This window comes from Paenibacillus pasadenensis (assembly GCF_023715725.1).
In the GTDB taxonomy this organism is placed as follows: domain Bacteria; phylum Bacillota; class Bacilli; order Paenibacillales; family Paenibacillaceae; genus Paenibacillus_O; species Paenibacillus_O pasadenensis_A.
In genome coordinates this window covers 1-15,206 of record NZ_JAMBOT010000003.1, presented here as the reverse complement: position 1 = coordinate 15,206, position 15,206 = coordinate 1, and the positions used below count along the sequence as shown (strand labels likewise).

Sequence of the window (15,206 nt, the reverse complement as noted above, 5' to 3'; positions counted from 1 at the left end):
GCTGTCAAAAAGCGGTTAAGACAAGATGTGGCAAAGACCGCTGTCCATTGACACTATGCGACAGTTCCGCTATCATAGTGTCCTAGAAGAGTTGTCTACTCGACCTTTTCCAATGGGAAAAGGTTGATTTTTTGTTAAGACATCATCCTTTTCTCATTCCATGGTTCTAGGAGGTCGATCAGCTTGTCCCTTAAAGGAAGACACCTGTTTACTTCGGAATCCGTAACGGAAGGCCATCCCGATAAAATATGCGACCAGATTTCTGACGCAGTTCTCGACGCTTTCCTTGAAGTGGATCCCTATGCCCGTGTAGCCTGCGAAGTTTCCGTAGCTACGGGCCTCGTCCTTGTTATTGGCGAGATTAGCAGCCGTGCCGATTATGTCGACATCTCGGCTATCGCACGCCGCACGATCAAGGAAATTGGATATACCCGTGCAAAATACGGCTTTGACTCCACGACTTGCGCTGTTCTGACATCTTTGAACGAACAGTCTGCTGACATCGCTCAAGGCGTTAACGCTGCGATTGAAACTCGTGAAGGCAAAGACGTACATCAAGAAAACGAAGACATTGGCGCGGGCGATCAAGGTCTGATGTTCGGTTTTGCTACCAACGAAACGCCAGAGCTTATGCCGCTTCCAATCGCTCTGTCTCACCGCATTGCCCGCCGCCTGGCGGAAGTGCGTAAGGACGGCACGCTGGACTACCTGCGTCCGGACGGCAAAACTCAAGTTACGATTGAATACGTGGACGGCAAGCCAGTTCGCGTTGATACGATCGTTGTATCCACTCAGCATGACGAGCGCGTTACGCTTGAGCAGATCCAACAAGACATTCGTGAGCACGTTATCGCACCGGTTGTTCCAGTGGAATTGCTGGATGCCGACACCAAGTACTTCATTAACCCTACGGGCCGTTTTGTTATCGGCGGACCTCAAGGCGACGCTGGCCTGACTGGCCGCAAAATCATCGTTGATACCTACGGCGGTTATGCCCGTCACGGCGGCGGCGCGTTCTCCGGTAAGGATCCGACGAAGGTTGACCGTTCCGCAGCTTATGCAGCCCGCTACGTAGCGAAAAACATCGTCGCAGCAGGACTTGCTGACAAATGCGAAATTCAACTGGCTTACGCTATCGGCGTAGCTAACCCGGTATCCATTAACGTTGATACCTACGGCACAGGCAATGTATCCGAAGAGAAGCTCGTTGAGCTGATCCGCGCGAACTTTGATCTGCGTCCAGCCGGCATTATCAAAATGCTGGACCTGCGCCGCCCAATTTACGGCAAAACCGCTGCTTACGGTCATTTTGGCCGTACGGACATCGATCTGCCTTGGGAGCGCGTAGACAAGGCTTCCCTGCTGAAACAGGAAGCGCTCGTTTAATTGATTTCCAACCCCCTGCTTCTTTTGAAGCGGGGGTTTTTTGCATTGGAAATTAAAGTTGCTGGAAATCCCTTCATTCCAATTAACTAATATCGCTTTATCCATTTTTCCTAAACATTCCCTGGCCGACAGCCGACAAAGTAACTACGAATGTTCAACTCGGGGAGTGAAAAGGCAATGCGAGTTTGGTTTAAGTACGTTTTAGCGCTTCTTCTGCTCTTAAATGCTGTAATTCCTGCTGTTGGTTTAACGGGCAATATAGCCAATGCTGCACAGGGAGGGCCGGTCATAGCCGGTAAATACCCTGCGGATAATGCCGACGCCGCTCCTGCTAATGCCCGTTTGGCCATTACGTTTGACGAACCGGTCGTTAAAGGCAGCGGAAACGCGGCCATATCCATCCGCAAAGTGGCCGACAATTCGGAATGGGCCCGCTTCACTGTGTCTTCTGACAGCAGGGTTCAAATCGATCCGTCCAACGCTGCTCTGGTCACGATTCAACCGGAGCGCTCTTTTGAGGCCGGACAGGCTTATTATGTGCTCATCGATGCAGGCAGCTTTAATTCCACTTCGGGAAGCGGCTCTTTTGCCGGCATCAATAGCGCTACGGATTGGAACTTTGCCGCAGCCGATCCGGATAACACTTCGCCATACCCGACGGAATATGGTCCGCAAGGCGGGGACGCCTCTGTATTTTCTTCACTGCGGATTAAATTCAGCGAACCGGTGTATCCCGCTACAGGCACACTACAACTGACAAACGAGACTAGCGGCGACAGCGTACCGGTAAACATCACCAGCCAGCTTGTGACTGGAGGCGGCAGCGGGGTCATCACCATTGCCCCGCCAAACGGCTTGCTGCCGGGACAGTCCTACAGGGTATCGGGACCGTCCGGCTTGCTGCAGGACGCTTCAGGCAACCGTACAGGAGAGCTCAGCTGGAGCTTCCAGACGGGGGCCTCTCCAATCGGAATAGCCGGTCTGCAGCCCCACAAAGGCGCTCAAGGGGTGGGTGTTACAATACCGCTTGAGATTACGTTTGACAAAGCTGTCAGCTCTGGCAGCAAATCCGCCAATCCAAAGTACGTCTATCTCAAAAAAGTTTCCGACAACAGCACGGTCCGCCGCTGGGATGCAGCTGATCTAAGCTACAACGGAAACAAGGTCACGCTCCCTTATGAAGCTTTAGCAGGCAGCACTTCCTATTATGTACTGGTTGACGCAGGCGCATTCCGCAGCGGCGAGCTGTGGTTTGCCGGCATCAGCGACGCATCTGCGTGGAGCTTCTCGACGCAAGCGGTAAGCGACAATCGAGGCCCTGCTGTAACGGCGTTTGCTCCAGCTAACGGAGGAGCGATTGGAACGGCAAACGGCAAGCTGAACATTACGTTTGACCGGCCGGTTTATCCAGGGACGGGCAGCATCGTGGTCCGCGCTGCTTCAAATCAATCCATTTTGGCTTCAATTGCGATTACATCGGAGCAGATATCCGGCTTTGGAAGCAGCGTGCTCACGATCGATCCGCGTCTGAGCTTCCAGGAAGGCGCTGTCTACTATGTCGAAATCGGCTCCCAAGCGATTATGGATGCTGCTGGCTCCCGTTTTACAGGGATATCCGGCAGTTCGGTCTGGAGCTTTACAGCGACACGCGACGGCGCTCCGCCTTCTCTCGTTACGTTAAGTCCAGCCACGGGCAGCACCTCCATTTCAACGCTGTCTTCGTTCCAAGCCGTGTTTACAGAGCCGGTCCGGCTGGCCGACTCGCCGCGCATTATTTTGCACAAGACCGGTTCCTCCGATACTTATGCTGTAAAAGCGTACGTACCGGGCGACCAGCCGAATACGGTCATCATCAAACCCGAGAGCCCGCTGCCAGGCAATACTTCGTTTTACATGGAAATTGGCGTGGGAAGCATCCGCGATGGTGCCGGCAATGCGTTCGGGGGTATTTTAAACGAATACGAATGGCGCTTCACGACGCTGCGCAGCTCGACCGCTGCGCCAGCGTTGGATAAGGTCGCCATGATCAGCTCCACTAAGCTGCTGCTGACGTACGACAACGAGCTAGACCCCGCCAGCGTGCCGTATCCGGCGAGCTTCTACGTAACGGTAAACGATGCGTCCGCAGCGAGAGAGATCAGCCAGGTGTCGGTATCGGGGAATACGGTTACGCTGAACCTGCGTAGCGGCATTTTGAACGGTCAAAAGGTAACCGCTGCTTATACGGCTCCGGCAGACGCCACTAGCTCAAACGCTATTCGCGGTCTTGGCGGGGCTCGCGCCGCAGGGTTCTCGGGCCGTCAGGCCGTTTACGATGCGGAAGCAGCCCAGCTTAAGCTGACAGGCGGAACGGTGTCAGGCAATCAGCTGAAGCTGCAATTCAGCGAAATGCTGGATGCGGCAAAGTCGGATTGGACGTCGCAGTTCGCGCTTTATGTGAATGGCAGTTACTATTCGCTTTACGAACCAGCTGTTAACGGCAATACGCTGACGTTTAAACTGAGCTACGCTGCGGGCGGCGATGGCGGCGCTTATGTGAACTATACGCCGGGTACGAATCCGGTCATGGACCGTTCCGGCAACCCGCTTGCTGCATTCAGCAATGCTTACATTCAAAATCTGCTGGACACGTCGAAGCCGATTCTGAACAGCATTACGGCTAGCGGGAATAAAGTTACGCTGAACTATAACGAGGGGTTAAACGGCAGTCTGCTGCCCCTGCGCAGCCAATTTTCCGTTATGACCAGCAATAACTCCATGAGCATCACCAATGTCAGCGTAGAGGGCAGCAAGCTAATTCTTCAGCTGGCTTCAAATCTTACTACGAGCAGCACCGTCAAAGTCAGCTACGTAAAAGGAGTACCTGCGCTTGCGGATCTCGCGGGCAACGCAGCTGATGCCTTTAGCGGCAGAGAAGCTGGCGTTACAGGCTCAATGCCCCTGTTTGTATCGGGAAGCGTGAACGGATCGGTCATGACGCTGCTGTACAGCATGCCGCTTGATCCGAGTGCAGTTCCGTCTGCGGGCCAATTTTCGGTTCGGGCGAACGGCTTGCTCATTCCGGTCAACGGAGTCAGCCTTTCCGGGACAAACGTGACGCTGCAGCTGAGCACAGCGGTTACGCTCGGTCAAGCTGTGACGCTGACCTATAGCCCGCCATCCTACAACCCGCTTCGGTTGGCAGGAGGCGATCCCGCTGCCGCATTGTCCTCCGTTGTCATTACGAATGCGACCTACGGCTCCGGAGGCGGCGGTGCTGGAGGAGGGGGCTCAAGCGCAACTCCCGGCCAGCTGACGGAATACGACGTAACGATTAGTCAGGATGTGTCTCCAGCAGGGCGGGTTGCATCGCGTTATACGATACTGAACGAAAAGCTTGCCGCTGCTTATCAGGCAGCCCGGAACGCCGGACTGTCCAAGGTCAGCTACAAGGTGCCGGAGACGAATAAAGCCGGCATCGTGGCGGTTCCGCTCGCCCAGCTGCAGCAGGCGTTAGCCAGCGCTAACCAAGCCTCGTTTGAGCTGCAGTACGACAATATCACGGTTGAGATTCCACTGCAGGCGATTGATTACGATAAAACAGCCTCTCAGCTTAATGCTGGCGGCGTAACAGGTTATCTGCTGCTTTCCGTTGATACAAGCGCAAGCTCCTTGGCCGGATCGCTGCAATTTACCATGAACCGGGCTAATGCAAGCCTGCTTGCAGGGCCAATCAGCATTGATGTGGGCCTTGTCGGAAGCAGCGGAGGCAACAGGATTGCCTATACGGGTCTTAAGCGCTATTTAACGACGACGATTCAGTCGGCTTCGCCGATTCCAGCCGCGGCCGCTGCAGGCGTATTCCTGGATGCGGAGACCAGCTCGATCAGCTATACCCCAACCAAGGTTGAAGCCTCGGGAAGCGGCTCCAAAATTACGCTTAAACACCGCGAAGGAGGCGTGTATGCGATCGTCCGCGGCAGCGCCGTACTGAGTGATGTGAACGGGCACTGGGCCAAAAACGATATCAATGCTTTGACTGCCAAACAGATTACCCGGCCTCGGTCCAATTCAATGTTCGAGCCGAAACGGTCGATTACCCGCGCTGAATTCGCGGAATTCATCTCGCGCGGTCTTGGACTGAAAGGATACAATCAAGGCAACTCGGCTTATCGCGATACAGCCGGAATGGGCGCTTCCGGCGCCTATATCGGATCAGCTTCGGCGGCTGGCATCGTTGAGGGCAGCAACGGTCTGTTCAAGCCGAACGCTCCGATTACCCGCCAGGAAATGGCAACAATGATTATCCGTGCTGTGGAATCAACAGGAGCGAAAATCACGCTGCCGCAGCAGGAGCAGACCTACCTGAGCAAATTCAAGGACCGCGGCAGCATTAGCGGATGGGCCAAGCCGTATGCGGCCAAAGCGGTTTACACGGGCGTGTTAAGCGGACAGAAAGCGGATGTGTTTGGTCCTTCCGCGAATGCTACCCGTGCGGAAGCGGTTGTTATGATTAAGAGGATGCTTTTATATTTAAATATGATTGATATGTAATAGGTTTGGTGAAAAGGTGTGGCGGCTGCGCCAAAGGCCGACCCTCCGATCGCTGTTAACCTCGTATTTCTTTGAATTTGAACCGCTGATAGCGGTTGAAATCCGACGTAAAAGGCGAACGCTGGCGCTTCTCTGGGCTCGTCCTTTGGCTCCGCCTGTCCTTTTAACCAAACTATTGTTGGTGTGTAGGTTGGAGGGCGGCTGCGCCAAAGGCTCGGGCCCGCTTTATGATTAAAACCAAATAGGAAAAAGGGACGAAGCAGAGGCTGCCTCGTCCCTTTTCGTTTTTTTTTGTATAGCGGGCCTGTTCGCGTGTCACAAAACCGACTCCTATGTTGTCGGTATAGTAAAGCCGTACAAAATGCTGCGGCGATCTAAGGAGGAATTACAGATGAAAGTAAGAATGAACTATCGTGCGGCGAATCCAGAGGCGTTCCAGGCTATGATGGAGCTGGCCAAATCAACCGGCAAAAAGCTGGACCCGGTGCTGGAGGAGCTTGTTAAAATAAGAGTATCCCAACTGAACGGCTGCGCGTTTTGCGTTGACATGCATGCCAAGGATTTGATGAAGCTCGGCGATTATATGGAACATATTTTCCTGCTCCCGGTGTGGAAGGAAGCCCCGGTATTCACAGAGTCGCAGAGAGCCGCGCTGAACTTTACGGAGCATGCGGCTCGCATCGCCGACAGCGGCATGCCGGAGGAGGTATACCGGGAGGCGCTGCGCCATTACGGTGAACAAGGGCTGATCGATCTTCTCATGGCCGTGAATACAATCGGAGCCTGGAACCGGATCGCGATTACAACCGGAATGTTTCCCGGCTGTCTCGGTTAAGCTTTACGAGCCGAAATGAGTATCGCCCGGACTAGGCGAACAAAGGAGAATGAAGCAACGATGAAGCTGCGGAAGGATGACGGGGCGGAACAGAAACGGCTGGAACAGCTGTACCGCGATGAACGGGCGACCGTTTTTCAAGCCGCATATCGAATGCTCGGCAGCATTGCGGATGCAGAGGATGTAACGCAGGAGCTGTTCGCGGATCTGCAAACGAACGGTTTGCCGGAGCTGCGCAGCAGCCGGGCTTATCTGGTTCGCGCCGCCGTCAACCGGTCGCTGAATTTGCTGAGCTCGGCGCGGAGGCGGCGCGAGCGTTATGTCGGGGAGTGGCTGCCGGAACCGCTGCCTGACTTTCCGCAGCAGGAGTTGGGGCCGGAGCAGCTGGCGGAGCTCCACGATGAGCTGAGGTACGGCTTTTTGACCTTGCTTGAAAAGCTGACGCCATCGGAACGCGCCGTTGTCGTGCTGCATGAAGGGTATGGATACGACTATGAGTCTATTGCCGGTATGCTTGGCAAGTCCAGTGCGGCCTGCCGCCAGTATGGCAGCCGGGCCAAGCGAAAATTGCAGCAGGCGCGCGGAGGAGACTCTATTGGCAATGAGGAGCCGGAGAATTCGACCGAGGCTCTCCCAGCCACGAAGGAGCCTGAATCGTCCCGGAAACAGGTGCTTGAGCGCTTCGTCTCCGCATTCGAAAACTTCCGTATCGAGGAGCTGCAGCGGCTGCTGAGTGAAGACGTGGTAATGATTACCGACGGGGGTGGAAAGGTGCATGCCGCAATCCGTCCCATCTTTGGCAGACAGCGAATTGTGGCCTTTCTATCGTCTCCAAAAGCTTTTCAAGGTCTTAGGCAATTGCTTAAACAATCCGTCGTTTTAAATGGGGAGCAGCAGCTGCTTGTATACGACGACAACGGTACGGTCCAGGCGGCGGTTTGTTTTGAGCTTGATGCGGCAGGGACGGGAGTCCGCCGCATTTACCTGATCCGAAACCCTGATAAATTGTCTCATCTTCAGCCACAGCTCTTGTTATAAAACGTCAGCCTTCCGCATTTGTGCCGGAAGGTTTTTTTTTGGTGCATAGCAAATTCCTCCTCGCATTTTTTAATAGAAAAAGTCATTCAATGTCGAAAAAGTGAAAGGACTATTCTATCGGACGTAACTTTCTGGCATTCTGTCAGTCTATTCATTCATGTGCTAGAGTCTGAGACTCCTGAATGAAGGCAAACAGATAGGAGAGTTGTTCCGATTATGAATCAAGCAAGTCGCAAAATTTCCGCCATGAGCGAAGCTCATTCTGTTCATTCCCAGGGGAAGCGAAGCTTTTTGAGCCGCCGGGTGCTTGTTACCGCGCTTGGCGCCGCCCTTTTGATCCAGCCATTGGCCGCAATCGCTCCCCAGCTTCCCGGTGCTGCAAGCATTCTATCGCCGGTTGGCACGGCCCATGCTGCTACCGATCTGACCGTTACGAACCAGGAAATGATTACGTCGGGCGCTCAGCGGATCGACTATATCTGGAAAGGCACGCGCAGCGGCAAAACCGCCCAGTCTAACGTTCATGTCATCAAGATTGATCTGTCCAATCCCTATGTGAAGCTGAACGCTATTAACAATAAAGAAGGCGTTATCACAGATCGCGGCAGCGTGATGAATATGGTTAAAAACTCCGGAGCCGTCGCCGGCATCAACGCCGATTTTTTCCAGACGTCTTCAACAGACGGCATTCCTATGGGCGCTCAAATCAGCGGCGGCGCGCTGCTGACAAGCCCAATGCAGCTTAGCGGCATGTACATGTTTGGCGTGACAAAGGATCGCCAGGCAATTATCGACCGGTATTCGTTTGAGGGCAGCGTAAAAGCGGGAGACGGTTCGACATTCCCGTTGAACGGAATCAATCAATCCTCCTATACGATGGAGTTCCCGGCTAAAGAAGCATCCCATTTAAATGCAATGTACATTTACACGAGTGCCTGGATGGATCCTGAGCGCCCTTCAGCGGCCAAGTACGCATCTCCAACCGAGGTGCTGGTGCAAAACGGTGTTGTGCAGCAGATTTCGGACGGTAAAGCGCTGGCAATGACGCCTCCCGCTGACGGTTACATACTGAGAGCGCACGGCAAGGCTGCCGAATACGTTCGCACGCATCTTCAGGTCGGACAGCAGGTAAACGCCGATTACTCGCTCCAATCAAGATCAACAGGTAAAAACGTCGATCCAGCCAGCTTCGAGACAATGGTCGGCGGCCATACGATTTTGGTCGAAAACGGCAAAGCGGCTGCATTTTCCCGCGATATTTCCTCTATCAGCGGCTCTTCCCCGCGTTCCCGTACCGCCATCGGCTATTCCAGCGACGGCCAAACCGTCTACATGGTCACAGCAGAAGACAACGGCAGCAGCACGGGACTGACGCTGGCTGAGCTGCAGTCCGTGCTCGTCAAGCTTGGCATATCCAAAGCCGTCAATCTGGACGGAGGCGGCTCGACAACGATGGTGAACCGTCCGCTGGGCGAATTCGGCGTGCAGCTGTCCCATCCGACGGAATACGGCACAACGATGCGGCAGGTGTCCAACGGGCTTGGCGTATTCAGCCTCGCGCCAAAGGGCACGGCAAAAGGCATCAAAGCCAGCGGCAGCGGCGTGTTGTTCATCGGCCAATCGGCCTCCTACGAGCTGAAAGGCTACGATCAATACTACAATCCGATCGAGCCGGGCACAGTGAACGCAAGCTGGAGCTCGCAGGGCATCGGCGGCAGCTGGAGCGGCAATACGTTTACGGCGACCAAGCCGGGCAGCGGCTCCATTACGGTTAAATCCGGCTCGGCGTCCGACAAGCTTCCGGTAACGGTTGTTGGAGCGGATGCCATCCAATCGATGAGCATCGGCACTTCGCAGGCATCTTTGGAAGCCGGGGCGCAAATTTCCGTTCCGGTCACAGTGAAGCTGAAAGACGGCGGCACGTACACGCTTCCGTCCCAATCGGTGAAATGGGAATTCCAAGGCTTGACCGCATCCGTCGATGGTGACAAGCTTACGGTCAACTCTGTTGCCGAGGGAACGGAAGTCGGCTATGCGATTGCGCGTTATGACGGATATTCGGCGCTTCTTACGCTAGTTAAAGGCAGCGGAAGCCAAAGCCTGGCTGATTTTGACGCTAAATCGCCGTCGTTCAGCTTTACTTCTACAGCCGGCGTTACCGGAAGCACGCAGCTTGCCAATGGCTTGGATGCCAGCAACGCCACCAATGCGCTGAGGCTGAATTATGATTTTACATCCGGTTCTACGGACACGCGCGCCGCATATGCGGCATTGGACGGAGACGGGCTTGCCATCGGCGGGCAGCCGACCTATATCAGCATGGACGTGTTTGGCGACGCCAGCTTGAACTGGGCCCGCGCCGAGCTGACGGACGCCGCAGGAACGAAACATTTGCTGACGCTGTCTAAAGCAATTGACTGGACCGGCTGGAGAACGTTTAAGGTGCCTCTTGCGGAGTCCGGCAAGGCGGTTAAATATCCAGTGAAGCTGACCCGCCTGTATGTCGCCAGCCTCAAGGACGGTGCGGATGAGCGCCAAGCGTCCGGCAGCATCGCCTTTGACAACGTTCAGGTAGACGCGCCGGCCGCGGTCCCTACGCCGAAAAAAGTTAAAATTGAAATGCGTGAGGGCAGCAATACGGCGATGGTCGACGGCAAAACGGTCGCATTGGATTCAGCCCCTTACATCAAGGGCGGCGTAACGTGTCTCCCGCTTCGTTTTGTAGCCAGCTCTTTGGGCGGCAAGGTAGATTACGAGGGCTCAACCAATCGGGTGAGCGTGCTGAGAGGCGGCAAGCTTCTGGAGTTTGTCATCGGCAGCAAAGACATGGTCGTAAACGGACAGCGCATGTCGGCTCCGGCTGCACCGATCAGCATAAAAGGTAGGACTTTAGTTCCTATTCGGGTTGTGTCTGAGCAAATGGGACTATCCGTAAAATGGGATGGAGCGACTAAACGGATTACCGTCGAATGATATAATCTCTCGTCTATCACCTATGGTATGATTAGAGGGACCTGTTACGCGCGGCTCTGCCACCCGTCTGGGGCGGCGGAGCCGTTTTGCGCATAAACAGGATTATCCAGCTATAGAAAGGCAGCTGTGATGACTGTGGACAATCGCATTGTAGATATAGACCGGGTAATCAAAAACGCTATTGAAGTTATGGAAGAAAGCAAATATCAAATCTATGAAATCTGCGAATCGGCCCGTAAGGAAATGCTGACGCTGGAGCAGGAGCTTAATCAGGTGCTTCAGGACACGGTGCAAACGATCGATAAGGTCGACAAGCTGGAGATGGAGTACCGGCTTGCGCGCATCCGCCTTACGGAGGTCAGCCGCGATTTTGTTCGTTATAAGGAAGAAGACATTAAAAACGCTTACGAAAAGGCGACGCATCTTCAGCTGGATCTGATGGTGTACCGGGAAAAGGAAACCTATCTCAAAGCGCGCCGCGACGATTTGCAGAAACGGGTCCGCAATGTTGAGAGCTCTGTCGAACGGGCAGAGACGATTCATTCGCAAATTAATGTCGTGCTGGAATATTTGGCCGGCGACTTGACGCAGGTGACGCGTATTCTGGAATCCGCCAAAAATCGCCAGCTGATCGGGCTGAAAATCATTTTGGCCCAGGAGGAGGAGCGCAAGCGCATCGCCAGAGAGATCCACGACGGCCCTGCGCAATCGCTTGCCAATTTAGTTCTTAGGACGGAAATTGCAGAAAGAATGCTCGTAAAGCAGGAATTCCAGATGGTGCAGCACGAATTAGTAGACTTAAAGGCACAGGTTCGATCTGGACTCGAGGAAATTCGCAAAATAATATTCAATTTGCGACCGATGGCGTTAGATGATTTAGGACTTGTTCCCACTTTGCGTAAATACGTGCAGGATTTTGAGGAAAAAACTCGAATTCATACCGTGTTCGAAACCATTGGCCGTGAGATTCGTCTTCCTTCCGCCATGGAAGCCGGGATTTACCGTTTAGTTCAGGAGGCCTTTACCAACGCATTAAAACATGCGAGCCCCAGCTTTGTGTCGCTGGAGCTGACCTACCAGTCGCAAATGGTGAAAATTGTCGTCCAGGATAACGGCACCGGATTCGACGCCGAGCTTATTCAAGCGCGAGCGAAGATTAATTCGCATTTTGGCCTGATGGGAATGCGAGAGAGGGTCGAGCTGCTGGAGGGAAGGTTTGAGCTGGAATCCGCCAGCGGCCAAGGCACCAAGATTATGATCCATATCCCGACGGGCGTGGATCACCGAAAGGAGTAGCATAGTGTATGGACCTGAAGGCAGCAGGAGGCAACCGCAAGATCAAGCTGCTGATTGCCGACGATCACCAGCTTTTCCGGGAAGGCCTTAAACGGATTCTCAACATGGAAGATGATCTGGAAGTGATCGGGGAATGCAGCGACGGAATTCAGGTTCTGGAGTTCTGCAATCAGCATCAGCCTGAAGTCGTCCTTATGGACATTAACATGCCGATCGAGAACGGGGTTGTAGCGACCGAGCGTCTTCGCGATCTTTTCCCGCATATCAAAGTTATCATTTTATCGCTGCATGATGACGAGAGCTACGTATTTGAGACGCTCCGCAAGGGCGCGACCGGATATTTGCTCAAGGATATGGAGGCGGAGTCGCTTATCAATGCGATTCGCTCCGTTGTGCAAGGACATGCTTACATTCATCCTAAGGTTACCGGCAAGCTGATCAACCAGCTCCGCCGCATGACGTACCTGGATGAGATGGGCGCAGGCTCCGGCGCGGCAGCCGGCAGAGAGACCGGCGTAAAGTTTGTCGCTGGGGAGAACAACCCGCTTACCCGCCGCGAGGCGGAGGTCCTTCGTCTGATGGCCGAGGGCAAGAGCAACAAAATGATCGGGGAGTTTCTTTTCATCAGTGAAAAGACGGTCAAAAACCACGTCTCCAGCATTCTTCAGAAGATGGAAGTGGACGATCGAACACAAGCTGTTATCAACTCCATTAAATACGGATGGGTTACGCTGTAGTCTGCCGGCATCGCGAAGCGACGCAGGCGTCGTGGGATGCGTGTTTATGAAAATGCGTTTCCAGCGATTGACATTGATTTCGGGTACTAAGCAGGTTTGGCCGGGAGGCTGTCCTGTTTCGCGCCCGGAATCCGGCCGAACCGGGCCGACCGTGACTCCGTGAACTTACATAACACCAAGCCCCAGTGCTAAGCGCTGCGGGTTTTTTTGTTGTATGCGTATCGCGGCTGCTGTTTAGCGGATATCCGGTAAAAGCCCTTCTTGTCCCAAGTGCCGTAACGCCCAGACTGCCGGAAGCATATGGTACAGTATCAAGCTTTGCTTGGCCGATTAATCGGTGGGGATGTTTGGATATTTCTTCTGAGATTCGGAAGGAAGTCAAAACATTCGCGGTCCGTGGTCAGCAAGCTTAGAGGGCAATCCTTAGCGCAGAGGGTGTTTTCACTGGCCCTCCAGCGGCTTTTGGGACAAAGGAGGATGCGGCATGTATGAAATTTTAATCGGCGTCATCGCCTGTTACGGAGCGGCTGCGGCAACCGTTCATCTGCTGAAGACTTCGGCGGTGCGCCGCAGCCGGAATGGAGAACATTATATTATTATGACTCGGGACGATGAATCGCAGCTTGAGCATTGCATTCGTTCTTTGCAGGCTTATTCGCGAAGGTCGGGCTTGCCGATGCGCATCACGATATGGGATTTGGGATCAACGGACGATACAGCCGGAATTGCCAGCCGCTGCGGCGATGAAGTGGTGTGGCTTAAGCTTCCGGGCGTCGCCCCGGCGGATCTCACCGCCGAAAAGAATGAGGCGGGGGCGCCCGTTTGGTCGCGTGTGAAAAAGGAGCCGACTGCCGATACGACGTCGGATGCCGGAACCGGACAAAAGCTGGGGCAAGGTGACGTGGAGCGGGCGGAGGCTGCTGACGCTGCGGCGGAGAAGCCGGACTGTGGATGGGAGTCGTGCAGCGGGAGTGGAACGGCGGGGGCGGAAGTAAGGGCGGAGAAGGCTGCGAGTGGGAAGCGAGAGGGGGACATCCGGGGAAATTTAATGGGCTCTGAGGAAGATATTATTCAAGCAGCAGCGGCGGATAACGTGAAGATAGTTGTACCGGAACCGGACAGTGAACAGACTCGAGCAGAAAGAATGGAGGCTGAGGAGCGGATTGAGAGTCGGCAAGCGTGGAGTGGGGAAGACGAGGGGGCGGGGGGAGACGGGGCGAAAGAAGATAGAACGGTAGAAGATAGGCTGGTAGAAGACAGAACGGAAGAAGATGGAACGGAAGAAGATGGAACGGTAGAAGACAGAGCAGAAGAAGTTAGACTGGAAGAGCACAGAACCGGAGCAGCGAGCTCTGGAAAAGAGGCGGTTTTAACGGAAGGCCGGGGGGCAGATGGATTTGGCGAAAGAATGAAAGCTTCGGACAGGACGAAACATGTGAATCGTCCAACTGAAGGGGCTAGGGATGAGAAAGAGCAGTCCTTCCGCACCTCTACGGAACCGAAACTCAGACAACGTGGATTTTTTGCATGGGGAAGGCGCACTTTTTCTGCGGAGGGTAATTCGGCCGCAGCTAAGGGCAAAGAGCAGATCCTTTGGTCTCTTCGCTCCCATGGCGTTATTGCCGAGGGCGACCAGCCGGTTATCATCGATTTGAAAAATACGGACGACTGGAGCAAGCTTCCTTAAATTTTCAGTACGGCAATGACGGAAAGCATTTTGGCTGTTGTCGGCTGTTAGTCTTCGGAGTATAATGAAGCCAATAGTAGGCGCGGGTGAAGCACACCCTCGGCGGGAAACCGTCTGAGGGTGTGCTTTTTTGTTTTTGCCGTGCTGCTGAAAAGGAGGCGGAGCGGCCTGAAAGCGACGTTATATATGTATTTGCATCTAAGCGGAAATTGGAAGGCTTGCGTCAGCATCGCCCCGCAGATTGACTGCCTGTGGCGGCTGGATGCCGCATGGGCGGAAGAGGCAGGGCGGGCGGCGGGCCAGCAGGCCGAAAGCGCCGCGACGATGCTGCTTTGCGAGGCGCTTATTCCGCTAGGAAGGGCCTATGCTGCTGCGCAGAGGTGGAATGCGGAGCAGGGCGGGGATACGGGGCAGGGCTGGAGTGCTGCGAAGAGGCGGAATGCGGAGCAGGGCTGGCTCGCTGCGCCAGCAGGTGCGGCCCTTAGCAAGCCGCAGGCCGCTGAGGAGCTGCTGCGTTTGGCGCGCGCAGCGCTGCTTTCGGACGGCGGGGGTGAGCCGTCCGGATTGTATGTGACGGCGGCGAAGCCACGTCACGGAGGCTATGCGGCTGCGGCTAGGCCAGCAGCTGCGGAGCTGGCGCGCGAGGCGTGCGCAGCCGCCGCCGCATTGCAGGGGCGCGCCCTGCTGCGCAGCGAGGCGCGGGCGCTGCTCGGCGCCGCCG

The 15,206-nt window shown here is 54.8% G+C and carries 8 protein-coding genes and 1 pseudogene; all 9 read left to right on the top strand.

Annotated features, from left to right (window positions below; genetic code table 11):
• Positions 1 to 183 precede the first annotated feature (183 nt).
• Positions 184 to 1,386, top strand: coding sequence for a methionine adenosyltransferase (metK, locus tag M3223_RS09320; protein ID WP_251561035.1), 1,203 nt, complete (start codon positions 184 to 186; stop codon positions 1,384 to 1,386).
• A gap of 177 nt (positions 1,387 to 1,563) precedes the next feature.
• Positions 1,564 to 5,919, top strand: coding sequence for an Ig-like domain-containing protein (locus tag M3223_RS09315; RefSeq protein WP_251561034.1), 4,356 nt, complete (start codon positions 1,564 to 1,566; stop codon positions 5,917 to 5,919).
• A gap of 391 nt (positions 5,920 to 6,310) precedes the next feature.
• Positions 6,311 to 6,754, top strand: a complete 444-nt coding sequence (locus M3223_RS09310; protein WP_251561033.1) for a carboxymuconolactone decarboxylase family protein — start codon at positions 6,311 to 6,313, stop codon at positions 6,752 to 6,754.
• Between the two features lie 60 nt (positions 6,755 to 6,814).
• Positions 6,815 to 7,792: a sigma-70 family RNA polymerase sigma factor gene (locus M3223_RS09305; RefSeq protein WP_251561032.1), complete on the top strand. Its 978-nt coding sequence runs from the start codon at positions 6,815 to 6,817 to the stop codon at positions 7,790 to 7,792.
• Positions 7,793 to 8,008: 216 nt separating this feature from the next.
• Positions 8,009 to 10,765 carry a stalk domain-containing protein gene (locus tag M3223_RS09300; protein WP_251561031.1) on the top strand — a complete coding sequence of 919 codons (2,757 nt, stop codon included), beginning with the start codon at positions 8,009 to 8,011 and terminating at the stop codon, positions 10,763 to 10,765.
• A gap of 129 nt (positions 10,766 to 10,894) precedes the next feature.
• Positions 10,895 to 12,061 carry a sensor histidine kinase gene (locus M3223_RS09295; protein ID WP_251561030.1) on the top strand — a complete coding sequence of 389 codons (1,167 nt, stop codon included), beginning with the start codon at positions 10,895 to 10,897 and terminating at the stop codon, positions 12,059 to 12,061.
• An 8-nt stretch (positions 12,062 to 12,069) separates the two neighbouring features.
• The gene (locus M3223_RS09290; RefSeq protein ID WP_251561029.1) at positions 12,070 to 12,798 is read left to right on the top strand and encodes a response regulator; all 729 of its coding nucleotides are present in this window, start codon (positions 12,070 to 12,072) and stop codon (positions 12,796 to 12,798) included.
• Positions 12,799 to 13,282: 484 nt separating this feature from the next.
• Positions 13,283 to 14,485 carry a hypothetical protein gene (locus tag M3223_RS09285; RefSeq protein ID WP_251561028.1) on the top strand — a complete coding sequence of 401 codons (1,203 nt, stop codon included), beginning with the start codon at positions 13,283 to 13,285 and terminating at the stop codon, positions 14,483 to 14,485.
• Between the two features lie 120 nt (positions 14,486 to 14,605).
• Positions 14,606 to 15,206 (top strand): annotated as a pseudogene (locus M3223_RS09280) (hypothetical protein); the annotation flags it as partial.

What these genes read in the sequence shown, in the direction of transcription:
- M3223_RS09315 (WP_251561034.1), top strand. Translation starts at nt 1,564, where the DNA reads ATGCGAGTTTGGTTTAAGTACGTTTTAGCGCTTCTTCTGCTCTTAAAT.
- M3223_RS09310 (WP_251561033.1), top strand. Translation starts at nt 6,311, where the DNA reads ATGAAAGTAAGAATGAACTATCGTGCGGCGAATCCAGAGGCGTTCCAG.
- M3223_RS09305 (WP_251561032.1), top strand. Translation starts at nt 6,815, where the DNA reads ATGAAGCTGCGGAAGGATGACGGGGCGGAACAGAAACGGCTGGAACAG.
- M3223_RS09300 (WP_251561031.1), top strand. Translation starts at nt 8,009, where the DNA reads ATGAATCAAGCAAGTCGCAAAATTTCCGCCATGAGCGAAGCTCATTCT.
- M3223_RS09295 (WP_251561030.1), top strand. Translation starts at nt 10,895, where the DNA reads ATGACTGTGGACAATCGCATTGTAGATATAGACCGGGTAATCAAAAAC.
- M3223_RS09290 (WP_251561029.1), top strand. Translation starts at nt 12,070, where the DNA reads ATGGACCTGAAGGCAGCAGGAGGCAACCGCAAGATCAAGCTGCTGATT.
- M3223_RS09285 (WP_251561028.1), top strand. Translation starts at nt 13,283, where the DNA reads ATGTATGAAATTTTAATCGGCGTCATCGCCTGTTACGGAGCGGCTGCG.